The organism is Paenibacillus sp. FSL R10-2796 (assembly GCF_037965315.1).
In the GTDB taxonomy this organism is placed as follows: Bacteria; Bacillota; Bacilli; order Paenibacillales; family Paenibacillaceae; genus Paenibacillus_AQ; species Paenibacillus_AQ odorifer.
The window spans coordinates 6,837,510-6,864,263 of record NZ_CP150178.1 but is presented as its reverse complement, the minus strand read 5'-3'; the positions used below and the strand labels follow the sequence as shown (position 1 = coordinate 6,864,263).

The window sequence follows — 26,754 nt, the reverse complement described above, 5'->3', positions numbered from 1 at the left end:
AGGGGGATGATACTATGCATGACATGCCGAAAATATTTGTCGGGGGAATACCGATAGATTTATCCGCCGTGTTGATGCTTCTGATCAGTTGTACAGTGGTGTTTGTTCTGGTTATGCTTTCGGTTCGTAAGCTTTCCGTTGAAAATCCATCCAAGCTTCAGAACTTCATGGAATGGGTTGTGGAATTTGTAGAGGGTGTCATAAGCAGTGCCATGGATCTGAAGAAAGGAAAACCTTACATATCTTTAGGGTTGACATTGATTCTGTTTATCTTTGTTTCCAATCTACTTGGATTGCCTTTCTCCGTTGTAACTGAGGCGCATGGACCTGTAACAGTGTTTGGCCACGTGATTGAAGCAACTAAGAACTTGGCGAATGGTGAGCATGCAGAAATTTTATGGTACAAGTCGCCAACTGCTGACATTAACGTCACTGCAGGATTGGCAATCATAGTATTTGTACTGATGAACTTTCTGGGCATTAAGCTCAACGGCAAACATTATTTCAAACACTACATCGAGCCGTTTCCAATCTTTTTGCCACTGAACATTATCGAAAACCTGGCAAAACCTGTAGCGTTGGCTATTCGTCTATTCGCTAACATTTTCGCCGGAGAAGTACTGATTACAGTCATTTTGAAGCTGGGGATTCTCAGTATTCCGTTCCTGGCTGTATGGCAGGGCTTCAGTATTTTCGTCGGGGCACTACAAGCGTTTATCTTTACGATTCTGACGATGGTTTATATCGCACAGATGACGATTCACGAAGAAGAAGCACATTAATGAACTGCTGCGAAGAGAACGGCTATCGTCTGATTTTCCTTCGTGGGAGATATCTTATATCATTAAACACAAATATGAACCGAAATTAAAGGAGGATATTTACAAATGGAATTTTTAGCAGCAGCAATAGCGGTTGGATTGGGTGCACTTGGCGCAGGTCTTGGTAACGGTATGATCGTTAGTAGAACAGTTGAGTCCATCGCTCGTCAACCAGAAGCGAAAAATGCTTTGCAAACAACAATGTTTATTGGTGTAGGTATCGTCGAAGTTATTCCGTTGGCAGCAACAGTTATCGCATTCCTGATTATGTTTACTTAATAAACCGTAGTTACGGTTTGGCGGGGACGGCCGATGCCATCCGCGCCTTACTTTTGTATACGTCCGCATGACGCGGTAACGGAAGGGAGTGACCTCAGTGGATATTGTTTGGACAAACATAGTATTTTCAATTGTCGCCTTTGGGATTTTATATTTCTTGCTTAGCAAGTATGCGTTCAGCAAACTTTTTGCAGTTATGGAGAAACGCCGTGAGCTGGTAATGCAGCAAATGGACGAAGCTGCGAAGACTAGAGAACAAGCGGTCGCGTATGTGGAAGAGCAGAAGCAAGCGCTGAACAGTGCACGCCAGGAAGCTCAACAGATTATTCAACAATCGCAAATCACAAGCAATCTACAGGTAGAACAAACTTTGGCACAAGCCAAAGCAGATGCAGCACGTGTCAAAGAAGAGGCCGTGCGCGATATCGAGAACGAAAAGAACAAAGCAGTGGAAGAGTTGCGCAGCGAAATTGGAACGGCATCTGTTCGTATTGCTTCTAAACTTCTTAAGAAAGAAGTTAGTGCTAACGGCGAGCAGGAGCAACTTGTGAACCAATACCTCAAAGAGGTAGGAGGCCAATCATGAGCCGCGATACGGTAGTTGCCAAGCGCTACGCTAGAGCATTGTACAGTGCAGCGGTAGAGAAAGGGATTACCCTTGAAGTAGAAGAAGAGCTCAAGGCAGTGGTTGGATTATTACATTCCGACCAAGAGATAAAGCGGTTTATTCTTGCACCGCGCATCTCGGAGTCCGACAAGCTGAAAGTGCTGCGCACAGCGCTTCAAGATAAGCTCTCTCCCATCGTGATGAACATTGTAGAATTGTTAGTAGAGCGAGGCAGAACCGATATTTTTGCCGATCTGCTGGATACGTATATCAAGATTGAAGGAGACGCTCTTGGCATTGGTGATGCTAAGGTATACTCTGTTTATTCTTTAAGTGAAGAAGAAAAAGCAGCTGTAGCTGCAGAATTCGGCCAACTCGTAAACCGTAAAATCCGGATTACGAATGTGGTGGACCCAAGCCTGTTGGGAGGACTGAAAGTTTATATCGGCGATACGCTGTATGACGGCAGTCTGTCTAACAAATTGGAGCGTCTCGAGAAATCCTTTAATGATAAGCATAGAAGATAGGGGTGAGGATATTGGGCATCAGACCTGAAGAGATCAGCACTTTGATCAAAAGTCAAATTGAGGAATATAAAGCCGATATCGAAGTTGCCGAAGTCGGCACCGTCATTCAAGTCGGCGACGGTATCGCCCGTGTCTACGGTCTGGAAAACGCAATGGCTGGCGAATTGCTAGAGTTCTCCAACGGAGTAGTGGGCATGGCGCTCAATCTGGAAGAAAGCAACGTCGGTGTTGTTATTCTGGGTGAGTACAAGGAAATTCGTGAAGGCGATCAAGTAAAACGTACAGGACAAATTATGCAAGTTCCTGTTGGTGAAGCTCTGCTCGGTCGTGTAGTTAACGCACTTGGTATGCCGCTTGACGGCAAAGGCCCAATTGCTACAACTGAATTCCGTCCTGTAGAAAATAATGCACCAGGGGTTATCGATCGTAAATCGGTACATGAGCCGATGCAAACAGGTCTTAAAGCCATTGATGCGATGGTACCAATCGGTCGTGGACAACGCGAACTTATCATTGGTGACCGTCAAACAGGTAAGACTGCAATCGCAATTGACGCGATTATCAACCAAAAAGGCAACGGCATGAAATGTATTTATGTTGCCATTGGTCAAAAGCAATCCACAGTAGCACAGGTTGTAGAAACTCTTCGCCGTCATGGCGCTTTGGAATATACAATCGTTGTAACTGCATCGGCTTCCGAGCCGTCCCCATTGTTGTACATTGCTCCATACGCAGGTTGCGCAATGGGCGAATACTTCATGTACAAGGGCGAGCACGTACTGATCATTTACGATGACCTTTCGAAACAAGCTTCGGCTTATCGCGAATTGTCCTTGCTGCTTCGTCGTCCACCGGGTCGTGAAGCATTCCCGGGTGACGTATTCTACTTGCACTCCCGTCTTTTGGAGCGTGCAGCTAAGCTTAGTGATGAGCTTGGTGGTGGTTCATTAACCGCACTTCCATTTATCGAAACACAGGCATCTGACGTATCAGCTTACATTCCTACGAACGTAATCTCGATTACAGATGGTCAAATCTTCCTTGAATCCGATCTGTTCTACTCTGGTCAACGTCCGGCGATCAACGTCGGTATCTCCGTTTCCCGTGTAGGGGGCTCCGCTCAAATCAAAGCGATGAAGAAGGTAGCCGGCTCGCTCCGTCTGGATCTTGCCCAATATCGCGAACTTCAAGCCTTCTCACAGTTCGGCTCAGATCTTGATAAATCTACACTTGCCCGTCTGAATCGCGGGGCACGTATGATGGAAGTTCTGAAACAAGGTGTGAATCAGCCGTTGTCTGTTGAGCATCAAGTGCTTAGCTTGTACACAGCTGTAAAAGGATATTTGGATGATATTCCAGTTAAAGACGTAAAACGTTTTGAAAAGGAATTCCTTGCTTATATGGATAGCAGTGCTGCTGATGTAGCTCAATCCATCAGGGATACAAAAGATTTGACAGCTGATAACGAAGCCGCTCTTAAAGCAGCGATTGATACCTTTAAAAGAGGTTTCGCTACTAGCTAATATAGATAGACTTTAACGGATTTTACTAAGTGAGCTTTGGCTCTGCCGAAGCTCAGGCTGTGCTTATGAAGTAGCTTTGACTTCGTCAAAGTTAAGAGAATGCTTACGAAGTTAGCTTTGACTCCGTCAAAGCTCTAAGGTGGTGAAATCATGGCAAGAAGCATGCGTGATATTAAACGTCAAATTAAGAGTGTTCAAAACACAAGACAGATCACAAAAGCGATGGAAATGGTAGCCGCATCCAAGCTGAGAAAAGCTCAGGAGAAGGCAATTGCCGCCCGTCCTTATGCTGAGAAGCTAAAAGAGGTTGTATCGAGCATTGCTGCTGGCACCGAAGGTGTTCAACACCCTATGCTGGTTAGCCGCCCTGTGAAGAAGACTGGTTATCTAATCGTTACCTCTGATAGAGGGCTTGCAGGTGGTTACAACGCTAATATTTTGCGTAAGGTGACGATGCTCATCGCGGAGAAGCATAAGTCCAAAGATGAGTACGCATTATTTGTTATTGGTCGTAAGGGCCGTGACTTTCTACGTCGCCGTGAATATCCGATTGTACAGGAAGTCACTGAGCTATCGGATGCGCCGAAGTTTGCTGACATCAAGTCTATCGCGAATTCGGCAGTACAGCAGTTTGTAGATGGTACGTATGATGAGTTGTATGTTTGTTACAATCAATTCGTCAATGCTATCACCCAGATCCCAACCGTTGAGCGACTGTTGCCTATGGATGGAGTAGGGAATCAAGAGCATCATGAAGCTTCTGCAAACTACGAATATGAACCTTCACCGGAAGGCGTGCTAGAAGTATTGCTTCCAAAGTACGCTGAAACTTTGATTTATAGCGCTATTCTGGATGGCAAGGCCAGTGAGCTGGGTGCGAAAATGACAGCTATGGGCAGTGCAACGAAGAACGCGTCGAAAATGATCGGAGAACTTACCCTTACGTACAACCGTGCCCGTCAGGCGGCAATTACGCAGGAAATTACCGAGATCGTGGCCGGAGCGAACGCGCAGTCTTAAAATACAAGAAAAGTTAAACTAAGTGCTTAACTTGTCTTGTGTTTTACGAGAAACAGTGTCGCTTGCTTAGGGTGCATAGCTCCTTAAGAACGGCACTGTAAGTTCTTCTTAAAATATAAGAAAGTATGGTTTTACACTATACAAAATGCTTATATTTCTACGAGAAACGGTTGTCATCTTTATATGACGACAACGTCGTTTCTTCTTGATGTAACAGCTTTCGAGGAGGGAAAAGAAGATGAACAAAGGACGCGTTGTAAGCATTATGGGTCCGGTTGTCGATATTGAATTTGAACGCGGCCAGTTGCCCGAGATTTTCAACGCTATCAAAATTGAAACCGTCTTGGACAATGGTCGTCAGCTTAACCTAACACTTGAGGTTTCCAATCACTTGGGAGACAATCTGGTACGTTGTATCGCGATGTCTTCTACTGATGGTCTGGTTCGTGGACTGGATGCGATCGATCAAGGAGGTCCAATTTCGGTTCCTGTAGGGGAAGCGACATTAGGCCGTGTATTTAACGTACTTGGCAATCCAATTGATAACGCTGGTGAAGTTCTTGCTGAGAAAAAGAACCCGATTCACCGTCTCGCACCAACATTTGACGAATTGTCAACACAAGCGGAAATCTTGGAAACAGGTATTAAAGTTATCGACTTGCTCGCACCTTATGCTAAGGGTGGTAAAGTCGGCCTCTTCGGCGGTGCCGGCGTTGGTAAAACAGTAACAATCCAAGAATTGATTAATAACATTGCCCAAGAGCACGGTGGTATTTCCGTATTCGCAGGTGTCGGTGAACGTACTCGTGAAGGTAATGACCTTTATCACGAAATGACGGATTCCGGCGTTATTAAGAAGACAGCAATGGTCTTCGGACAAATGAACGAGCCTCCAGGTGCACGTCTTCGTGTAGCTTTGACCGGTTTGACCATGGCGGAATATTTCCGTGATGTGGAAGGCCGCGATACGCTGCTCTTTATCGATAATATATTCCGCTTTACCCAAGCGGGTTCCGAAGTATCCGCTCTTCTCGGCCGTATGCCATCCGCGGTTGGTTATCAGCCGACTCTGGCTACTGAAATGGGCCAGCTGCAAGAACGTATCACATCGACTAAAAAAGGTTCCGTTACATCGATTCAAGCAATCTACGTACCGGCGGATGACTACACTGACCCTGCTCCGGCTACAGCGTTTGCTCACTTGGATGCAACAACTAACCTTGAGCGCAAAATTTCCGAGAAGGGGATTTTCCCAGCGGTTGACCCACTGGCTTCCAGCTCGCGTTTGCTAGCTCCAGAAATTGTTGGTGAAGAACATTACAACGTGGCACAAGGTGTTAAACAATTGCTGCAACGTTATACCGAGCTTCAAGACATCATTGCCATCTTGGGTATGGATGAATTGAGTGAGGATGATAAGGTTATCGTAGCTCGTGCTCGTAAAGTTGAACGCTTCCTGTCGCAGCCATTCCACGTGGCTGAACAGTTCACTGGCTTTAAGGGTAAATATGTACCAATCAAAGAAACTGTACGCAGCTTTAAGGAAATCCTGGATGGTAAGCATGATGATCTTCCAGAAGCAGCTTTCTTATTTGTAGGTACGATTGAAGAAGCAGTAGAAAAAGCGAAATCGATGTAACCTGAGCTTAGCTAATGCTTTCGATGCAAGCTTTACTTCGTAAAGCTTAGTGCATGCTTTCGAAGCGAGCTTTACAATGTAAAGCTTTAAGGAGGAATGGAAGTGAATACCTTTTTGTTGGAAATTGTCACGCCGGAGCATCTCGTTTACTCCAAGCAAGTGAATAGCTTGATTGTAAGAGGGGTCGAAGGCGAGTTGGGTATTTTGCCGGGACACATTCCGCTTGTGACTCCACTTCAGGTTGCTCCGTTATCCGTCAAATCGGACGGTGTTACGATCTCCATCGCTGTTCATGGCGGGTTCGTTGAAGTGCATAAGGACAAAGTAACCGTGCTGGCTGAAAGTGCCGAGCTGCCAACAGATATCGATGTTGAGCGCGCCGAAGCGGCTAGAGAACGGGCTCAACGCCGTCTCCAGACTCGGAGCAAACAAGATGATATCGATCACCGCCGTGCGGAATTGGCGCTGCAACGCGCTGTTACACGGATTAAAGTGTCCACTGGAAAAGGACAACAGTAGGATAAAAGCAGTCAAGCCTTAGGGTTTGACTGCTTTTTATTATAGTAATCTATTGAAAAAAGGTTAAAATTTCTTCATTATTTTGGATAATGGCGTTGAATTGTTTAAAAATTTGTAAAAGTACTGGATTCTTTTGCCCTTCACAAGTATGATATAAGAGTCGATTTCCGAGTAATACGAACACGGAGGGTTAGCATGGAGGATATATTGTCGGGTGGGTTGTCTAGCGCAGTTGGAACCAGCAGTATGGTCTCAATGATTGTATCTTTGCTCAGTGTTGTATTATCTTGGTGGGCATTGCAGAACCTTAAGCTCGATTTGGTCATAAGATATCCCAAGAGTCCTCAGGGAAGGCTGCTGCACTTGCTGTTGGCCATTGTACTTGGTCGTTTTGTAGCGGGGTTCTTCCTGGATTACCTGAGCTGGAGTGGGATGATCCGATATATGTTTTAAGGGGATGTAGTTTGGTTATAAGTGTCTTAGGTCGCAGTGGTCAAAAGGTGTCGAATAATAAGGTTTTATTATGTCAACACTGAACTTTAAGGAACATGCCCGAGTAAATGGGCGTATTGATGGAGTAGAGAACTTTTTTGCAATTACTTTAATCTAAAAAAATAATTTAAGAAATAATGGACGCGGAGGGAAACCGAAAATGAGCAAATTTATCGTCCGCGGTGGCAACAGATTGACCGGGAGCGTGAAAGTTAGCGGCGCAAAAAATTCCGTATTACCGATCATAGCCGCCTCTCTATTGGCAGAAGAAGGAGTAAGCGTCATTGTAGACGCACCTCCGCTTGATGATGTGATGACGATATCAAAAATGCTGGAATCTCTGGGTGCAGGGGTTACATATCAGAACGATATTATCCAGGTGGATGCTACAAATATCACATCCTGTGAAGCACCTTATGAATGGGTTCGAAAAATGCGGGCGTCTTTTTTAGTCATGGGCCCACTGTTATCTAGACTTGGTCAGACAAGAATTTCCCTGCCAGGCGGCTGTGCCATTGGTACACGACCGATTGATCAGCATTTGAAAGGGTTTGAAGCACTGGGTGCGGAGATTAGTCTCGGCCAGGGCTACATTGAAGCGAAAAGCAACGGACGCCTGCGCGGTGCCAAAGTGTATTTGGATGTAGCAAGCGTAGGTGCGACCGAAAATATAATGATGGCAGCTACACTAGCCGAAGGCGTGACCGTTATCGAGAATGCGGCTAAGGAGCCTGAGATTGTCGACCTGGCCAATTACTTGAATGGTATGGGCGCAATCGTACGCGGTGCGGGAACAGGTGTTATCCGTATTGAAGGGGTAGAACGTCTGCATGGGGTCAAACATCATGTAATCCCTGACCGTATCGAAGCAGGTACGTACATGGCGGCTGCAGCAATTACCGGTGGCGATGTATATGTGGAAGGCGCAATTGCTGATCACTTAGGTCCTGTTATTGCTAAGATGGAAGAAATGGGCGTAACCATTATTCCTGACGAGAACGGTATTCGTGTAATCAGTGACAAGCCTCTCAAAGCTGTTGATTTGAAGACTTTGCCGTATCCAGGTTTTCCTACGGATATGCAGTCGCAAATGATGGCATTATTGCTGCGTTCTGAAGGTACCAGTGTCGTTACAGAAACTGTATTTGAGAACCGGTTTATGCATGTGGATGAATTCCACAACATGAACGCTGAGATTAAAATCGAAGGTCGCTCGGCGATCGTTACAGGTAATGCACAATTGGTCGGAGCTAAGGTTTGTGCTACGGATCTGCGTGCGGGAGCTGCGCTTATTTTGGCAGGTCTGGTTGCTGAAGGCACTACTGAAGTAAGCGGAACTCATCATATTGACCGCGGGTATGTTCATTTGGCTGAGAAACTGTCCGGACTGGGTGCGGAAATTTGGCGCATCTCCATGGAAGATACTTCAGCGCAAACCGTGAAGGATGAAGTTCTTAAACCGGAAGTATCCAAGAGTGAATCGACTAAAAACGAAGAGGTTAAACCACGCTTTCAGGTTCAACCAACTTGGGTATAATATCAATCATTAGGAGAGACCAGGCTGCAGTTTGCAGCTTGGTCTTTTTTTATGGAATCCTCATTTGATGGGGATTTTTTTGTATGCAATTTAATAGCCTGTGGTCTAGTAATAGATTGAGGACAGGAACTCTATTTCTCTCAAATTGTGTTCTAGCAGTTGCTGCAAATTCATATCTATAAGAATCACCAGTGATTCACGGAAGGAGCCATAGAGATGAAAGATTTCCGCTACTTGCGAAGAAACAAGACAACGCGCTGGCACTCGCGTCCCCTTGCTCCCCGGCGCAGGCGACTCATCCCCGTCGCCTGGCTCGCAGCGCCTTTCCTGGCGGCGCTGCTGATTCCGCTGGCGGTTGTCCCGCTACACCGGGGACAACCGGCGCCTGTGGCCGTGCCAGCAGTCACGGCCCCTCCGGCGGCGCCGGAGACGGCTGCGCAGGAAGCGCCGCAGCCGGACGTCTCTGTCTATTTGTCACACAGCGGACAAATAGAGACATTGCCGCTGGAGGACTACGTCCGCGGCGTGCTTGCGGCCGAGATGCCGGCCGACTTTGAGCTTGAAGCGCTCAAAGCGCAGGCCGTAGCTGCCCGCACCTTTATCATGCGCCGCCTGGTGGCTGGCGACAGAAGCGGCGTACCCGTTCCGGAGGCGGATGTAACCGATACGGTAAGCCATCAGGCTTACATATCTAAGGACACGCTGGAACGGCAATGGAAGCTCGGCGGAAGAAGCGCCGACCTCGCAAAGCTGCAGCGCGCGGTCCTTGAGACGCGCGGAGTGATCATGACTTATAAAGGGCAGCCGATAACGGCCTCCTTTTTCGCCTCCAGTGGAGGATATACTGAGAACTCAGAAGAGTATTGGAATGCAGCGATTCCCTATCTGCGCAGCGTGACGAGTCCTTGGGAGAAAGAGATTACCCCAAACTATGCAGTGACTAACACCTTTACTGTTGCTGAAATACTTACTAGATTGGGTCTAAACGATAAAGTCATTCCAGCCTCCAAAGAAACTACCAATTCAGGAACTACAACGAAGATTTCATCATCTTCGAGATTACCTATGGAAGTGTTGTCTCTTACCACTGGACATCGGATTAAAGAGGTCTCAATTGGAGGCTCTATATTTACTGGACGTGAAGTGAGAGAGAAGCTGGGCCTACGATCCAGCCAATTCAGTTGGAGTCGTAAGGGAAATAAGATCTTAATCACGACCTTCGGAAATGGGCATGGAGTAGGGATGAGCCAGTGGGGGGCAAATGGGATGGCTAAAGAGGGTGGAACTGCTACCCAAATTCTCAAACACTATTATAGTGGTATCTCATTTACACAAATCTCAACTCTTCTGAAAAAATAACTTGAAAGATACGTATAAAAGAGAAAACCCCGGTAACACTGGTTACTGAGGTGATAACCATATGAATGAACAAGACAAAAACAAAACAAACCAAGATGAATCTCTCAAAAAAACTCAGGGAGATTTACCTGGCGCAAAACCTTCTTCATGGAACAGACTGGTATCTAAACGTTGGGTATTCCCAGCAGTCTACACGGCGGCAGCGGCAATTATACTAACCTTGGTGTGGGTCTATCAGGATGCCGGCCAGAAGCCGCTCAACCAGGACACCGCCGCCACTTCGCAGCAAGTAGGAACTTCCGCTAACGAAGCTGGTACAACAACCGGAGGTCCAGATGCACTTGAAGTTGTTGCTTCAACGGAAAGTATGACTTGGCCAGTAGCTAATCCAGGTGAAGTAGAAGTAGTTAAGCCGTATTATGATGAGAATGGTACAGAGGACAATCACGTTGCCGCTATGGTGCAATATAACGACAAATTTATTCCTAATGTCGGAATCGATATTGCCCGTGAAGACAACAATACGTTCGATGTTAAAGCAGCGCTCAGCGGTGAAGTGACCAGAGTGGAAGATGTTGCGGTATTAGGTAAAGTGATTGAAATTACCCATCAAGGTAATTTGAAGACTGTATACCAAAGTCTTGGTGAAACAAAAGTTAAACAAGGCGATGTAGTGAAGCAAGGAGATACTCTTGCCACAGCTGGTCGCAGTGAGATCGAAAAGGACCTTGGAAATCATGTACACTTTGAAGTGTACGAAGATGGCAAAGTAGTCAATCCATCGGATTTACTGCCACAGCGATAAAAATTTCTATAGCAGGGGGCGAAAGCCCCCTATTTTTTTGTGTATATAAGGATTTTTAAGGTTGTGTTTGTGATGAGCCTTTTGTTTACGCGGGAAACGGTTGTTGACCTAAAGGGAGAACGACGGCTTTTCATCATGCTAATAACACGGGTTATTAGGTTGTCCATTAAATAAAATGAGCCCTCCATAGCTTGTCATGTCTTGAAAGCGCGAATATATAAGCCCGCCCCTCATATAATGTACCAAACTATCCACAGTTGGGAGGCGGGAGCGTGCACGATTACATCAAGGAACGTACGATCAAAATCGGACGCTGCATCGTGGAAACCAGGCATACGGTCCGGACCATAGCCAAGGAATTTGGCGTTTCAAAGAGCACGGTGCATAAAGATTTAACTGAGCGTCTGCCAGAGATCAACCCTGATCTGGCCGATCAGGTGAAGCACATTCTCGAATATCACAAGTCCATCCGACATCTTCGGGGGGGAGAAGCCACAAAAATCAAATATAAAAAATCGACGGGGAAAAAACGTGAGGTTGCTGTAGCATCAAAGCCATGAGATTTTCGGAAATTTAAGGAAATATTCAGCTTTAATACATTGTGTACTTCCCCTAAAGTATGGTATTTTTAAATTTAGTACTAACTGCTGTTTTTTCAATTAAAATAACACTTTGGGGGCTCTTTCATTATGTTTAGCAAGGATATCGGAATCGACCTCGGCACGGCCAATGTGCTCATACATGTTAAAGGAAGGGGAGTCGTTCTGGATGAACCTTCCGTGGTCACACTTGAAAGTGATACGAAGAGAGTCCTTGCGGTGGGAGAACAGGCACGTCGCATGGTTGGACGTACACCTGGAAATATTATAACAATCCGTCCTCTACGGGATGGTGTCATTGCAGATTTTGAAATCACAGAAATGATGCTCAAGTATTTTATCGACCGCGTTGGCGGCCGGTCCTGGTACGCACGGCCCCGTATTCTGATTTGCGCCCCTACAAATATTACATCTGTGGAACAGAAGTCCATACGGGAAGCGGCAGAGCGGAGCGGGGCTAAGGAAGTTTTTATGGAGGAAGAGCCAAAAGCCGCTGCAATCGGAGCGGGAATGGATATTTATCAGCCTAGTGGGAACATGGTCGTCGATATCGGTGGCGGAACGACGGATGTAGCCGTACTTTCTATGGGCGACGTCGTTACCGCTTCTTCGATTAAAGTCGCAGGAGACAAGTTCGATGAGGCCATTTTAAGATATATTAAACAAAAGTATAAGCTGTTAATCGGTGAACGTACGGCAGAGGATATTAAGGTTACAATTGGCACCGTGCGTCCAGGCCTGATGCAGGCTGAAATGGATATTCGTGGTCGTGATATGGTAAGTGGACTCCCTCAGACGCTCACTATTACTTCAGGCGAGGTAAAAGAAGCACTATGGGATCCGGTTTCTTCTATTGTGGCAGCTGCTAAGTCCGTTCTGGAACGTACACCGCCTGAGCTATCAGCAGATATTATTGACCGGGGTGTTGTTCTAACTGGTGGTGGCGCTTTACTTAATGGATTGGACGAGCTCCTCTCAGAAGAATTACATGTTCCGGTGTGGATAGCGGAAGACCCGATGCATTGTGTAGTTAAGGGAACCGGAATAATGCTAGATAATTTGGACAAGGTCGTTAAGAAAAAGTTCTAAGCAGCCGATATAAAAGGTAGCAAAAGATTCGGAAGGGGACTACCTTCATGATAAGAGGATTATATACAGCCGCTGCAGGTATGGTTACACAGCAGCGTAGACATGATACGGCAACACAGAACATCGCTAACTTGAATACAACGGGGTACAAGCAGGTTGACAGTGTCAATCATGCTTTTCCGGATGTATTGATCTCTGCTATGAGTAATGGCAATACAAAGCCAGTGGGGCGCCTTAACACTGGGGTTTTTGCAGAACAATCGATATCCCAATATTTACAGGGTGATTTAAGGGAGAGCGGCAAGACCATGGATTTTGCTTTATCTACGGATTTGCAAGTAGCTGATCCTGTGACAGGTCAAAATATCTCCTTTGATGGTTCAGGCAAATATGTAAGCCCTGAGGGTGAGGTTGTTTATCGTCCACAGGCCTTCTTTACTGTACAGGATGCTGAAGGGAATAATCTGTATACGCGAAATGGGAGCTTCTCAATAAACGCGGCTACAGGAGAGGTACTGAGCAGTGGTGGCTTCAAGGTTCTTGATTCCACAGGCAAGCCCCTTGTCTTGACAGGAAATCAGGACACCCTTAAAGTGGACGGGCAGGGTAATTTGCTTAATCCAGTAACAGGACTTCCGACAGGGACCAAGCTTGGTGTGAGTGTAGTAACAAAGCCACAGGAGCTTGTACGTGACGGTAATGGTGTATTTCACGCTGATGATGTAGAGGCGGCAGATATCCGTTTCTCTAACGGAACAGATAACATGCAAGTACGCCAAGGTTACCTGGAAAGCTCCAATGTAGATCCTACTCAGGTTACTGTGGATTTGAATGCCGCCTATCGGGCTTATGAAGCGAACCAGAAGATTGTTCAATATTATGATGGCAGCTTGCAGAAGGCTGTAAGTGAAGTTGGCAGGGTATAGGCAGTGCTTAGGAATGAGCTTTACAGGTAGAGCTTATAGGAGGTTTGATCTATGAACAACTCAACGATTAGTGCAGCAGTCTCCATGTCGAGCCTTCAGCAGCGGCTTGATATTATAGCGGATAATCTAGCCAACATGGATACCAATGGTTATAAGAGCAAGCAGGGCTCTTTTGAGGACGTGCTGACTCGTGTACAACAGCAATCAGATGATTATGACCAACCGGGCCGTTCTACACCTCTAGGCTTTAATATGGGTTTTGGGACTTATGTGCCTTCGATCTCAACGAATTGGGAAGAGGGACCCCTTAAAGAAACAGGGAGTCCGACCGACTTAGCCATTCAGGGCAACGGGCTTTTTGGTGTTCAGGTCAATGGTACTACGGCGTACACACGTCAGGGTGATTTTCACTTTATTCCTGATACGACTGATGCTAAAAAGATGGTATTGGTTGATAACACTGGAAACTCTGTTTTAAATACAGAGGGCAAACCTCTAACGGTTCCTGTAGGTGTGAATGCTGCTATCGATGAATCCGGTCGTGTGTTAACGAAAAAGACAGAGAATGGACCTGTTCAGGTAGCGGGTACTATAATGATAGTAGAACCTAAGACACAGAATGCCTTAAAGGCTGTCGACGGGAATTTCTATATGCTTGCAGATGGAGTTACAGCACAGCAGGCTTTTGTACAAAGAGCGGCAGGCGAGGCATCTGGAATTGGAGTGCGCTCAGGATGGCTGGAGCAGTCGAATGTCGATATGACCTCAGAAATGACAGAAATGATGCAGATTCAACGCACGTATCAACTCGTAGCTCGGGCACTTTCGTCCAGTGATCAGATGTTTGGTCTAGCCAATAACATGCGCGCGTAGAGGTGAAGGAATGGATCGACAGGAAAAAGTTAAATCGGAAGAGAAGAAAGAACCCTCTCCACGAGGGATCTCCAAATGGACCATGATACAATGGGTTCTTATTCCCTTGCTTCTCGTAGCTGCACTTGGAGGCGGCCTGGCCGTCGGTTACGTTGTCCTGGGTAAGAAAGAGTTAAGCGATGCTCTGCAGTGGAGCACGTGGAGACATGTATATGATTTGGTTTTTGCTCCATAAATGAAGATGATTTAACCACTCCCTTGTTATACAAGGGAGTTTTCTTTTTTATGCTGAAAAATGTATAATGGTGGGGGGCCTCGGGCAGCAAAAAGGGCCCTCTCCGCCATGCTGCCGCATCCGGTGGAGAAAGCCCCTTATCTCAACCTCCACTTCTGCAGTTGGTGAAGGATAAATATAGTTTTTACCGAACCTGCCTAATTTTATGCATTTCGGCAAAGAATAAAAGAAAATGTGCAACATCCGAAAGGAGTTTTGTCATAATGCTGGATATCAACCAAATTCAAGAAATCATCCCCCATCGGCCTCCATTTCTGCTGGTGGACAAAATTATCGAGATTGAAATGGGCAAAAAAGCTGTAGGAATCAAAAATGTAACGATCAATGAACCGTTCTTTGTAGGTCACTTTCCGGGCTATCCGGTAATGCCGGGTGTACTGATTACAGAAGCCCTTGCACAAGTGGGTGCGGTTGCTATCCTGGGAGTAGAGGCTAATCGCGGCCGAATCGGTTTTTTAGCTGGGCTGGACGGATTCCGTTTCCGCGGTCAAGTAGTACCGGGCGATACACTTACTCTTGAAGTAGAGATCACCCGCCTTAAGGGCAGCATCGGAAAAGGACAAGCTACTGCTTCCGTTGAAGGTAAGGTTGTAGCCTCTGGAGAAATTATGTTTGCTCTGAGCTAAATATTTTATTTTTCTATAAATATATCTAAAGGAGAGATTCATATGACTCAATTAAGTGCGAAAGCGGCAGACACATTATCCCGCTGGTTGCAGGACCCTTCTGTTGACGAGGCTACAAAGGCAGAGCTTCGCGCTCTGGAGAATGAGCCACAGGAGCTTGAAGAGCGTTTTTACAGAGACTTAGAGTTTGGTACAGGCGGCTTGCGTGGGGTTATTGGTGCGGGCAGCAATCGTATCAATCGTTATACTGTTGGCAGAGCTACACAAGGCTTCGCTAATTATATTCTAGAAAAGCATACTGGAGAAGGCAGACCTTCGGTTGTTATCGCGCATGACTCTCGTCGCTTCTCGCCTGAATTCACACTTGAGGCTGCTCTTGTACTGGCTGCTAATGGCATCGAGGCGCATTTGTTTACCTCCCTTCGATCAACACCACAGCTGTCATTCAGCGTGCGTTATTTGAAAGCAACGGGTGGTATTGTAATCACCGCGAGCCATAACCCTCCTGAATACAATGGTTATAAGGTCTATAATTCGGAAGGCGGACAGCTTGTACCACACGAAGCCGAAAAGGTCATTTCTTACATACTAGAGGTTGACACTTTTGATGGTGTAAAGCGGATTTCGCAAGAAGAAGCTGAAGCTCAAGGGCTGTTGCACTGGCTAGGAGAGAAGGATGACGAAGCGTTTACCGATACTGTTGCTGCGGTCAGTCTTGCAAGTGAAGAGATTGCCTCTACGCTTGGAAAAGACTTCAAAATCGTATACACTCCGCTGCATGGTACAGGTAATTTGCCAGTCCGCCGTGTACTTGAGAAAATCGGGTTCACCCAGGTACATGTTGTACCTGAGCAAGAACAGCCGGATTCTGAATTCTCTACAGTGAAATCGCCGAACCCGGAGGAGCGTGAAGCTTTTACGCTGGCTATGAAGCTGGGCGAAGAGTTGAATGCTGACCTTTTGATTGGTACAGATCCTGATGCAGACCGTATGGGTGCGGTAGTTCGCGACAATGAAGGTAAATTTGTTGTTCTGTCCGGTAATCAATCCGGAGCACTGATGATTCATTACTATTTGAGTCGTTTGCAGGAACAAGGAAAGCTGCCTAGCAATGGTGCGGTTGTAAAGACTATCGTTACTAGTGAAATGGGGGCTGCTGTAGCTTCTCATTATGGTGCAACTGTATTTAATACGCTGACTGGCTTCAAATATATTGGAGAAAAGATGACCCAGTTCGAACAATCCGGAGAATACACATATCTTTTCGGATATGAAGAAAGCTATGGTTATCTTGCAGGCAATTATGCTCGCGATAAGGATGCTGTTCTTGCTGCTATGCTTATCGCTGAAGCAGGTGCTTATTATAAAGCTCAAGGCAAAACATTATATGATGTTCTTCAGGAATTGTACAAGCAGTTCGGATACTTCTTGGAAAGCTTGGAGTCCCGTACGCTGAAAGGCAAAGATGGCGTTGCGCAAATTCAAGGAATCATGAATGATTGGCGTTCTAATGCACCACAAGAAATTGCTGGATCTGCCGTAACAGAAATTCAGGATTATTCCCTGGGCTTAAATGGACTGCCGAAGGAAAATGTACTGAAGTATTTGCTGGCTGACGGATCTTGGTTCTGCCTGCGCCCTTCCGGCACAGAACCTAAGATTAAGGTTTATTTTGCAGTAGTGGGTGACTCCCTGCAGAATGCTAAGGATAAGGTTGCTGCACTGTCGAAACAGGTTATGGCTCGCGTTGACGGGGGACAATAATAAATATAGAGTGCTTTCTATATTGTGAATTATATTTTACGTAGAAACGGGTACCGTCTCTAAAAGGATGACGATCCGTTTCTACTTTTGTTAAAAGAGTTTTTAAAGCGAAAGAGGAGGTACTTTTGGTGCGGCAAAAATGGCAACGTTGGAATATTACTTCCCGAAAGTGGCTGTGGATCATAGTTGTGGTTGGCGTTATAGCAGCCTTGCCTGTGGTCTATGATCGACTGCAGACGGAGAAGTCTTCCAAGACAGTAGAATTTGTATTTGATTATCGTGATCTGGTTGATGTAGCCAGCTATCGTGCAAATCCACAAGATTATATTTCCGAACAGTTAGATCGCCTTAAAGACGCTGGTGTACAGAGCATGGCGATTTACGAAAGCACATTGGAAGATTACCGTAAGGCGCGTCGTCTAATGATATGGGGTGCGGCTGATATAGCTAATCTTACGGACACGATCATTCCTGAAAATGAAAACTATACCTATATTCTTTTTACCAGTGCTGATTACAGCGATACTTTAGCGCCTGTAATTAAAGAAGCATTTAGTAATCTTGGGATTAATTCAAGAGACTGGAGTTTCCGCGGACAGCAGGGTCTTATCATCGAGACCCCGCTAGAAGACGCTACATTGAAGCCGCTGCAGCCCGATCCATTTACACTGGACATGCTGCATAACAAGGGATTCAGTATTGTACCTCGTCTTGTGGATTCTCTGACTTATAATGAAGCCACGGTAAAGAAGCTGTTGGATCGTTATGAGGAATTGGGTGTTAAACGGATTCTATTTGAAGGTGAGTCTGTTAAAGGGTTTAATGATGATGCCGATACTGGCAGTATCACTGACTTTGCTAATCTCCTTAAGGAACGTGGAATGGGGATTGCAGCAATTGAGAATATTAAAAAACAGCAAAAGGGCTTTAACAGGCTCGCTTATTTGCTGGATTATAATGTGACACGTTTATATTCCCTTAGTGAGGGAGATTCTGCCTTAGATCCAAAAGTAATTTCGGACCGTTTCGCTCTGGCAACAAAGGATCGGAATATCCGCATGATCTACTTAAACACGATTCCTGCAAGAAATACTGCTAAGGCACAGGTTACAGATACATTAGATAACCTTATTACCAGCCTAAGCGAACCAGGCGGAGCAGTTGAGCAGATTAAAGACAATGGATTTAAACTGGGACAAGCTACGGCATTTGAGGTTGTAGATTCCTCTTATCAACGTTACTTTAAGCTAGTTGCGGTGGTTGGGGCAGTGTCTTTAGTGGCTCTGCTGGTCTCTTACTTCATTCCACAGCTCACGCTTGCTGCTTGGGTGTTAGGTCTGATTGGAAGTGCAGGCCTGATGCTAGTGAAGCCTGAAATGTTTGAACAAGCGCTCGCGCTTGCCGCTGCGATAAGTGCACCAACGCTTGCCGTTGTGCTTGCCATTCGTAAGGTTAATGAAATGGGGCCACCTCTACGGAGCAATCCCCTTACCTATAAGGCTATGAGCCCGCAACGCCGGTTTACACATAGCTTAGTGCTTTATTTTAAGACTTCACTGATCTCTTTGAGCGCTGTGCCGTTTATGATAGCACTGCTTAATAATGTTACTTATAGCCTGGTTCTCAACCAGTTCCGTGGTGTCAGTCTGCTTCATATGGCGCCTATCGGTCTTGTGGCACTTTACGTGCTTTTGTATCGCGGGGATTTTGTTTTTAACAAGACAGGTAAGCTGCTGCGGACACCAATCACATTTGCGATGATTATTATTGCCTTTGTTTTGGCGGTTGTTGGCTATTATTACATGACCCGTACAGGTAACGGTGGCAGTGTGAGTCCGTTGGAAATGGTTTTACGTACATTCTTGGAAAATACGGTTGGCGTTCGACCGCGTAATAAAGAGTTTTTGCTAGCGCATCCGTTATTAATTCTTGGCGCATTCTTGGCCTTTAGATATCGGAATGCAGCGTTTATCATGATTATTGCTGTAATCGGTCAGCTCTCGATGGTAGATACCTTTGCTCATATTCACTCGCCAGTTCTGATCTCGCTCATTCGTGGCTTGCTCGGTCTTGGATTAGGACTGATCATTGGTGTGATTGCCGTAATCGTATGGCAAATTGCAGAAGGGTGTTGGAAACGATGGTCGCCACTCCTAAAAAGATAGTTATTTCCGGTTATTACGGTTTCCATAACAGCGGGGATGAGGCGGTACTGCAATCTATATTGATTGCACTGCAACAACATGCTCAAGCTGCAGGAATAGAGATAGAACCCATTGTCTTGTCCATCGATCCTGAGTGGACTAGCGCCACATATGGAGTGAAATCTGTGCACCGGATGAAGCTGGTTGAAGTCCGTCAAGCTATTTATGAGAGTTCTGGTCTGATCAGCGGTGGAGGCAGCTTGCTGCAAGATGTAACAGGAAGCAAGAGTATTCCTTACTATTTAGGTATTATCAAGCTTGCGCAGTGGATGGGTAAACCGACCTTTATTTATGCTCAAGGAATCGGTCCTGTGAATCGTAAGCTTTTCCACCCATTAATCAAATCAGTGTTTCGCAAATGTACCTATATCTCTGTGCGGGATGAACAATCCCGCGAGCTTTTACTTTCTATGGGATTAGAACAGAAGAACATAGAGGTTGTTCCTGACCCGGTGATGGGCTTATCTTTACCTGAAGATACTGATGCTGCTGAATTACCAGAGTCTTCAGATTCACTTCCGGTAGTAGGTATTTCGGTACGTTATTGGGAACAAGATCACAAGGAGCTGAACGCTCTTGCTCAAGGCTTGATTAAGGCGAATCTTGAAAAACCATTGCATTTAAGATTCCTTCCGTTTCATCTTCCATCTGATATTGAAGCCTCACGTTATGTGATGGAGAAGCTGGAAGAAAATATAAGCCAGCATGGGGGGCAGGTCAGTATTTGTGAAGATGCCAGTCATCCGCAACACATGCTGCGGGAAGTAGGGCAATGTGAAGTGCTGATCGGAATGCGTCTTCATAGCCTGATTTATGCCGCAGGGCGGCGAGTTCCGCTGATTGGTATCTCTTATGATCCGAAAATTGATCATTTTCTAGACAGAGTTCGGTGTCAGCCTGTGGGCACGACCCAATCATTAGATGCTGGACAAGTTGCTGCTGAGATAGGCCATCTTTTGGAAACAGCAGAGGGATGGAAAAATGAGCGGGAGACGATCCTCTCCTCGTTGATTCAAGAAGCAGGGGCTCCAGCACGGCAAATCGTAGAATATTTCCACCATAAAGGATGATCTAAAGTGAAAGCAGAAAGCGCGGTACCTACAGTTCCTATTTTTGGGATTAGAGTCTCCAAGGTTGATATGGCAGCAACTGTTGCTTATTTGACAGAGGCGGTTCATACCCGTATCCCGCATCAAGTGATTACAGCTAATCCGATCATGGTTATGGCTGCTTTGGAAGATCCAGCTTATATGGAGATAATGAAGTCAGCTGAATTGGTTGTCCCAGATGGAACCGGTGTGGTATGGGCTGCTAATTATTGTAAGGAGCCTGTAACCGAACGGGTAGCTGGTTTTGACCTGTTACATGAATTGATGCAACAGGGTGAAAGATATGGTTGGAAGGTATATCTCCTTGGTTCTACACCTGAGGTGATTCAGGAAACCGCTGAAAGGTTACAATTGCAATATCCGCGTGTTATTATTGCAGGATATCATGACGGTTATTTTGGTCCGGAATCGGACGATGAAATTATTGCTGGAATTGTTAAAACCAATCCTGACTTATTATTTGTGGCCAGAGGCGCGGATAGTCAGGAACCATGGATTGCAAAACACAAATCCAATTTAGGTGTTCCGATCATGATGGGGGTCGGCGGCAGCTTTGATGTAATTTCTGGCAAGAGCAAGAGAGCACCAAAAGTTTTCCAAAAAATGAGAATTGAATGGTTGTACCGTTTATTAAAAGAGCCTACGCGGTACAAAAGAATGCTTGCGTTGCCGAAATTCGCATTAAAAGTGGCGCGTGAGAAAGATAAAGTAACAAAAGTCTAGTCAAATGCCGATATTCACCTAGAAAATCAGATGAATAGCCTAAAAAAGGGATTGGAATTTGTTTTTGTAACAGCGTATAATTCAATGCGGTAGAGAAATGGGGGTCGACTGATCAAATGTTAATCATATACATCGCTGGATTTATCGTATGCATGGGACTCGCACTTGGCCTCACACCTTTGGTGAAGAAATTCGCCATTAAGATTGGTGCGACAGATGTGCCGAATGCTCGTAAAGTGCACACGAAAATTATGCCCCGCCTTGGCGGATTAGCTATTTTTCTGGCGTTTGTGTTAGGCCTGCTTGCCGTATTGCCGATTATTCCATATGAGTTCACTCCGCGGGAGGCCAACTTCATCAAAGCGCTGCTGTGTGGCGGCGGACTGATTGTACTTATCGGAGGGTTGGATGACCGATTTGAATTATCAGCAAAGTTGAAGCTGCTGGGCCAAATTGTTGCAGCATGTATTGTAGTTTTCGGTTTTGGTATTACTGTAGATTTTGTGAATATTCCATTTAACAATACGTATTCTTCATTGGAAAGCTGGATTGCTATCCCGCTTACGATTTTCTGGATTGTTGGTGTCACCAATGCTGTTAACCTGATTGACGGGTTGGACGGGCTTGCTGCTGGTGTATCAGGGATTGCGATTGCTACGATTGCGGTAATGGCTTTCTTGATGGGTAACACGATGGTTGCCATGTTATGCCTGTTGCTTCTGGGTAGCATAATCGGATTCTTGTTCTTCAACTTCCATCCCGCCAAGATTTTTATGGGGGATACGGGATCGCTGTTCTTAGGCTTCTGCTTAGCTTTACTTGCTTTGCTAGGGTTTAAACAGATTGCCGTGGTTTCGTTTATTACACCTTTGCTTATTATTGGTGTACCGTTGTCGGACACGTTCTTTGCGATCGTGCGCCGTAAGCTGCAGAAGAAACCAATCTTTGCACCAGACAAAGGTCACTTGCATCATTGCCTTCGCGAGCTAGGCTTTAGTCATCGTCAGACTGTGCTCATTATTTATGGTATTGCTGCATTTTTTGGAGTTTTAGCTGTTATTCAATCCTCTGCCGCTCTTTACGAGGCGAACTGGGTTACCTTCGTAGTCATCTGCATCATGCTCTTCTTCTTGCAGATCGGTGCGGAAGTTACAGGTTTGATCGGTAAGACTAAACGTCCGCTGATTGATTTCTTTTTAAGAATTCGTATGAAGGCTAATCCGGAAAGAGGTTCCAAATCTTAATTTATTAATGGTATTATTCTAATATTTTCTATAACTAACAAAACTCATCCCTTTTCGGATGAGTTTTTTGTTGTTTTCCCTAAAAATATCGCTTCCTATGACCGATAAAGAACAAAGTGAAGGTTTACGAGAATTTATACTCAAAGGAGAGATATAACACATGCAACGCTTTAAGAGACCGTTCGTTTGGCTGATGCTGGCGGCTTTGATCGTTTCTATGTTCCCAGGTAAATACACGCCCATAGCGGCAGCGGCTACCACAACATACTTCAGTCCGGATGATCTCACGCTGCGGAATACAATTGAGCTGAAACAGGAGATTGTGCCGGATAATGATTCGAATGCCAAATATAATATTTCTAGACAAACTGTCTACAAGACAAGCAACCCAAATTTCTCAATTACTGGTACGTATGCTCAAGTAACAACTTCTACAATGAAGGTCACTGTGCAGCAATTGACTCAGGATGGTAGCAAGTGGGTTACTGATGCTACTCACTCAACAACAGGTGCGGTTACAACTGATACTACGAATCCTACTAACCGTTTTATTGCTAGCGGTCTCACATTGTTTACTGGTTATAATAAAATTACTTTCTCAGGGATGCAGGGTACTTTAGAACGCTCAGAGTCGTTTTATGTCCTCTATGACAAGGTTCCTTATATATCGTCTCTGCAAGTGCTCGGAGGTGGACCTTCTGCGATTAATCTGAATGAGGGAACTAAGGTTGTTGTTCCTAATCAACAGATCACGCTTCAAGGTAATGTGACCAATGCCACTCGAGTTGGCGTTTCTCTGAATGGAGGATCATCGCTGCAAACCTCATTGCTTGAGGATGGTACGTTTTTCACACCAGCATTAACGTTGAAATCAGGAGAAAATACCTTGGAGATCGTTGTGCAGAATGCAGCGGACTCGATTACTATTAAACGCTCAATTTATTACTTTGATACAAATAGACCTTTTACTGATTTGCAGATTTATCATGGGGATGGAACGAATTATAGAGCCCACAGTATTCTTGATAATGTTCCTACACTAACTGCTTCAGATACTACTGCAAATATCATAGGACAAGTTCTCCTACCTTATAGTGCAAGTGATAAATCTTTTGAAGATGATCATACAGTCAAAATTAATGATCAGGTTGTTCCGGTTAAAGTGTTAAAGTCATATACGATTTCGGCAGATGGTGTTTATGTATCAGTGGCGGGGAATGCTGGAGAGCAGAAGGAAATAGTTATTCCGGGCCCAGACGGTGTGACGCCTCAATACCGACTGGTTTCTTTTGAGACTACATCACCGTTTACCCTTGCTACAGGTTCTGGCAATGTAGTGTTATCTATTAAATATGGATCTTACGAAACCTCAACCAAGGAAAGTTATAAATATCTGAAAGATGAGACCGTGATTACAGATATGTTCTATCTTTCTGGATATACAGAACCTACATCGGGAAGTGTAGACATTTCTTCCGTTTCTAAACTAGCGTTAAATGGTTCTCAGGTCGAAAAACCGGATTTCTACATTCTGGTGAAAACAAATGTTGCTGCAAAAGCTGCAGCGAAATTGCAGGCCTCTTACCTGCCTTTAGGTGCTTCATTAGTGTTAACAGAACAAACTAATGTTACAAACTTAAAGGATAATGAAAAGGTTTATAAAGTTGAAGGCTTCTCGAATGGACAGCAAAAGGTTAAATTTCAATTTTCGGGGTCTCAGTCTTTTTATAATGCCGATATTGCCTATGTTTCGAAGAACTATATTTATGTAGCTAATTTGAATGACGGGCAGACTTATACCTTTAATTCAGCTACTGGCTCTAATAGTATGACTATTGCTGGTGAATATATTGGATTTGAAAGTATCGGTAATCCTCAATTCTTCATTAATGGGATTTCGAATGAAAAAATAATTACAGATGCACATAAAGATGGATACAAATTTGATGTAACGCTCGCTAATCCAAAGTTTTCATTTGATTTACCTATATCCTCTTCCGGTCCACTAGTTTATGGCGAGAACAAGATTGTATTTGTTGGAACCTCGATGGATAAGGCAAATAATAAAAGAGAAATTCGAAAAGAACTACGAATTTATATTATCGATACGAATGTCTCGAATTTGTCGCAATTCCATCCGGCTATATCAAAGGGGCGAGTTGATTTTACCCATGATTTAGTGAAGGACTACAATGAAAAAGAGCTTAATGACATTTTAGGGTTAACTTCAGAGTTTATTTATAAAGATGAAAAGTTCGTTACAAGTCAAACCAAATATGATTTGGTACTAAGGGGTGGAGCTGCAACTAAGCTTAACTTGTACCAAGGATCAGATCTCTTTCTCTCTTTTGGTAGTGAAGTTTTAACAGCAGATGCTGCCGGACATAGAAAGTTGAATGAATTCACTTATAATAAACAAAAATATTATTATGATTTCTCGGGTAACAGCACAGAATTTATGCTTCGTATTCGTGATATCCCAGCTGAAACCGCTGGAAGCATTGTTTATAATCTCGAATTAATTAATGATACAGGTGCACGTACGAATCAACGTCTAGAAGTTGTTCGGGAAGTATCTCCATATCGCATACTGTCTCCAGTGGCAACAGTAGGTGAACAGATTGTAGTTAACAAAAACTTTGTTCGCTTTGATATTGAAGCAGAAGGTGCGACTAAAGTCATCATTGATAAATATGAGGCTGAAAAGCGTACAGATTTGCCAAATCGCTTCACATTGGACTATGTGGGGTTAAAAGCAGATAAAGCAACAACAATTAAAATTCAAATTGTACGAGCAGATTCTACTCTCAGTGATACGGTAAGTGTGTATTATGCAAGTGCGGTTCAAGTAGATACGCAATATATGGCCGAGAAAGTTGCAACGAAGTATAGTGCGTTTAATAAAGGACTTGAGCTAAGCTTCCCTAAAGGAACACTTATGAAAGGTTACACTACCTCAGGGGCAGCTAAGTATTATCCAGATACAAAGCTATTGTTCGGAATAGCTGATCCTGTAGATGGTGTTGTTGAACGTAAAAATGATTATGGGAATACTATCAACGTTGATTCTGATGCCCGGACACCAGGGGGCTTGAGTACACTGTTGATTCCCTCAGATCTAGTATTGCGGTTTAACTCAACAGTAGAAACTAATAACTTCTCACGTGTGTCTGATATTTATTGGCTCAGCGGTGGACTTGGAGAGAAGGGTGCGAAAGGTACGGCTCTTTATAAACCAGCAACTAATGGGATCGCTCCATATTCTATAGAAGGTAATTTCACGCAAATTGAAGCTGAACGCAAAATTGTACCTTCTCAGCGGGGTGAACTTACACTAACCTTTAATCCAAATATTGTTGATGAGGTTGGCACAACGATTACAGTTTTCCGTTATACAGATTCCGGTCAATGGGAGAATATTGGCGGAGAAGTAGATACAAAGAAGCACACGATTACAGTCCCATTTGATCAATTTGGGTATTATACTGTAATGAAGCTTCGTCGTGGATATACGGATATTACTAATCATCCATGGGCAAGAAATGTTCTGAATGGCCTTTATTCTAAAGGCATTATGAAAAATTTGCGTTTTGACCAATTTGGCGCGGATAATACAACTACTCGGGGCGAGTTTGCTACATTGTTAGTGAAGGGCTTGAGTCTTCCGTTAAACTATAATAACAATCAGCAGACTTTCTTCGATATTGTTCCGGAGGCAGTTTCTACCACTTGGGACTTCAAGCATATTGAGACTGCAGCAAGAGCAGGTATTATTACTGGATTAAGCGATGGGTTCTTTGGTCCTGACCAACCTGTTACACGCGAACAGGCGGCTGTGATGATCGCTCGGGCACTTAAGCTAAAGATGGCTACAAATGACAACAAGCTGTTAACTAGTCTATCCAAATCTTTTGTAGACACCGGTAATATGGATTTCTACTCTCGACCAGCCATTGAGGCAGTTTCCAAGGCAAAGATCATGGAAGGCAGTGCAGTGACGATTACAGGGCAGAAGAAGCCTATATATAATTTCAATCCAAAGGGCAAGCTTACTCGTGCAGAGGCTGGTAAGATTGCTGTAGAGCTACTTAAAAAGAGCACAAGTATTTTCCCAAAAACATTTAACTAATTGATTAGAATTAAAAAACGGCCAATCTCGCGAGAACTTTTGCGG

At 44.7% G+C, this 26,754-nt stretch carries 24 protein-coding genes; all 24 read left to right on the top strand.

The window, feature by feature from the left end:
* The first annotated feature begins 14 nt into the window (after positions 1-14).
* The 24 genes from atpB to NST58_RS30565 all read left to right on the top strand — a co-directional run bounded on the left by atpB (position 15) and on the right by NST58_RS30565 (position 26,709).
* A complete protein-coding gene (atpB, locus tag NST58_RS30680; protein WP_036681575.1) occupies positions 15-782 on the top strand; it encodes a F0F1 ATP synthase subunit A in 768 nt (255 codons plus the stop codon).
* A gap of 105 nt (positions 783-887) precedes the next feature.
* A complete protein-coding gene (gene atpE, locus NST58_RS30675) occupies positions 888-1,100 on the top strand; it encodes a F0F1 ATP synthase subunit C (protein ID WP_036681574.1) in 213 nt (70 codons plus the stop codon).
* 97 nt (positions 1,101-1,197) lie between these two features.
* Complete coding sequence (gene atpF, locus NST58_RS30670; protein WP_076123930.1) at positions 1,198-1,686, top strand: F0F1 ATP synthase subunit B; 489 nt, start codon at positions 1,198-1,200, stop codon at positions 1,684-1,686.
* Entirely contained in the window at positions 1,683-2,234 is a 552-nt protein-coding gene (locus NST58_RS30665) for a F0F1 ATP synthase subunit delta (protein ID WP_076123928.1), read from the top strand. Before atpF ends, NST58_RS30665 begins: the two co-directional genes overlap by 4 nt.
* An 11-nt stretch (positions 2,235-2,245) precedes the next feature.
* Positions 2,246-3,757: a F0F1 ATP synthase subunit alpha gene (gene atpA, locus NST58_RS30660; RefSeq protein ID WP_036681566.1), complete on the top strand. Its 1,512-nt coding sequence runs from the start codon at positions 2,246-2,248 to the stop codon at positions 3,755-3,757.
* Positions 3,758-3,907: 150 nt separating this feature from the next.
* The gene (atpG, locus tag NST58_RS30655; RefSeq protein WP_036681564.1) at positions 3,908-4,777 is read left to right on the top strand and encodes an ATP synthase F1 subunit gamma; all 870 of its coding nucleotides are present in this window, start codon (positions 3,908-3,910) and stop codon (positions 4,775-4,777) included.
* A 238-nt stretch (positions 4,778-5,015) separates the two neighbouring features.
* Entirely contained in the window at positions 5,016-6,416 is a 1,401-nt protein-coding gene (atpD, locus tag NST58_RS30650) for a F0F1 ATP synthase subunit beta (protein WP_036681562.1), read from the top strand.
* A gap of 102 nt (positions 6,417-6,518) precedes the next feature.
* On the top strand, positions 6,519-6,935 hold the full coding sequence (locus tag NST58_RS30645) for a F0F1 ATP synthase subunit epsilon (RefSeq protein ID WP_036681559.1): 417 nt from the start codon (positions 6,519-6,521) through the stop codon (positions 6,933-6,935).
* Positions 6,936-7,130: 195 nt separating this feature from the next.
* Positions 7,131-7,388, top strand: a complete 258-nt coding sequence (locus NST58_RS30640; RefSeq protein WP_036681556.1) for a DUF1146 family protein — start codon at positions 7,131-7,133, stop codon at positions 7,386-7,388.
* Between the two features lie 199 nt (positions 7,389-7,587).
* The gene (gene murA, locus NST58_RS30635; protein WP_076123926.1) at positions 7,588-8,964 is read left to right on the top strand and encodes a UDP-N-acetylglucosamine 1-carboxyvinyltransferase; all 1,377 of its coding nucleotides are present in this window, start codon (positions 7,588-7,590) and stop codon (positions 8,962-8,964) included.
* Between the two features lie 216 nt (positions 8,965-9,180).
* Positions 9,181-10,323 (top strand): stage II sporulation protein D, encoded by a 1,143-nt coding sequence (gene spoIID / locus NST58_RS30630; protein WP_076182075.1) that lies wholly within the window; start codon positions 9,181-9,183, stop codon positions 10,321-10,323.
* Between the two features lie 61 nt (positions 10,324-10,384).
* Positions 10,385-11,128 carry a M23 family metallopeptidase gene (locus NST58_RS30625; protein ID WP_076123922.1) on the top strand — a complete coding sequence of 248 codons (744 nt, stop codon included), beginning with the start codon at positions 10,385-10,387 and terminating at the stop codon, positions 11,126-11,128.
* Positions 11,129-11,400: 272 nt separating this feature from the next.
* Positions 11,401-11,688 (top strand): sporulation transcriptional regulator SpoIIID, encoded by a 288-nt coding sequence (spoIIID, locus tag NST58_RS30620; RefSeq protein ID WP_036681548.1) that lies wholly within the window; start codon positions 11,401-11,403, stop codon positions 11,686-11,688.
* Positions 11,689-11,817: 129 nt separating this feature from the next.
* The gene (locus tag NST58_RS30615; protein WP_036681546.1) at positions 11,818-12,816 is read left to right on the top strand and encodes a rod shape-determining protein; all 999 of its coding nucleotides are present in this window, start codon (positions 11,818-11,820) and stop codon (positions 12,814-12,816) included.
* 47 nt (positions 12,817-12,863) lie between these two features.
* Positions 12,864-13,742 carry a flagellar hook-basal body protein gene (locus NST58_RS30610; protein WP_038573634.1) on the top strand — a complete coding sequence of 293 codons (879 nt, stop codon included), beginning with the start codon at positions 12,864-12,866 and terminating at the stop codon, positions 13,740-13,742.
* Positions 13,743-13,793: 51 nt separating this feature from the next.
* Entirely contained in the window at positions 13,794-14,615 is an 822-nt protein-coding gene (locus NST58_RS30605; RefSeq protein WP_076099680.1) for a flagellar hook-basal body protein, read from the top strand.
* A 10-nt stretch (positions 14,616-14,625) separates the two neighbouring features.
* On the top strand, positions 14,626-14,850 hold the full coding sequence (locus tag NST58_RS30600; protein ID WP_036681538.1) for a DNA-directed RNA polymerase subunit beta: 225 nt from the start codon (positions 14,626-14,628) through the stop codon (positions 14,848-14,850).
* A gap of 263 nt (positions 14,851-15,113) precedes the next feature.
* The gene (gene fabZ, locus NST58_RS30595; protein ID WP_036681536.1) at positions 15,114-15,536 is read left to right on the top strand and encodes a 3-hydroxyacyl-ACP dehydratase FabZ; all 423 of its coding nucleotides are present in this window, start codon (positions 15,114-15,116) and stop codon (positions 15,534-15,536) included.
* A gap of 42 nt (positions 15,537-15,578) precedes the next feature.
* Positions 15,579-17,300, top strand: coding sequence for a phospho-sugar mutase (locus NST58_RS30590; protein WP_076219973.1), 1,722 nt, complete (start codon positions 15,579-15,581; stop codon positions 17,298-17,300).
* 128 nt (positions 17,301-17,428) lie between these two features.
* Positions 17,429-19,465 carry a DUF5693 family protein gene (locus NST58_RS30585; RefSeq protein ID WP_076219972.1) on the top strand — a complete coding sequence of 679 codons (2,037 nt, stop codon included), beginning with the start codon at positions 17,429-17,431 and terminating at the stop codon, positions 19,463-19,465.
* Positions 19,441-20,574 carry a polysaccharide pyruvyl transferase CsaB gene (gene csaB, locus NST58_RS30580; protein ID WP_339245299.1) on the top strand — a complete coding sequence of 378 codons (1,134 nt, stop codon included), beginning with the start codon at positions 19,441-19,443 and terminating at the stop codon, positions 20,572-20,574. Before NST58_RS30585 ends, csaB begins: the two co-directional genes overlap by 25 nt.
* Before the next feature lie 6 nt (positions 20,575-20,580).
* The gene (locus tag NST58_RS30575; protein ID WP_076220268.1) at positions 20,581-21,336 is read left to right on the top strand and encodes a WecB/TagA/CpsF family glycosyltransferase; all 756 of its coding nucleotides are present in this window, start codon (positions 20,581-20,583) and stop codon (positions 21,334-21,336) included.
* Positions 21,337-21,452: 116 nt separating this feature from the next.
* Entirely contained in the window at positions 21,453-22,580 is a 1,128-nt protein-coding gene (locus NST58_RS30570) for an MraY family glycosyltransferase (protein ID WP_036681523.1), read from the top strand.
* 160 nt (positions 22,581-22,740) lie between these two features.
* Positions 22,741-26,709 (top strand): S-layer homology domain-containing protein, encoded by a 3,969-nt coding sequence (locus tag NST58_RS30565; RefSeq protein WP_076276915.1) that lies wholly within the window; start codon positions 22,741-22,743, stop codon positions 26,707-26,709.
* Positions 26,710-26,754: the final 45 nt, after the last annotated feature.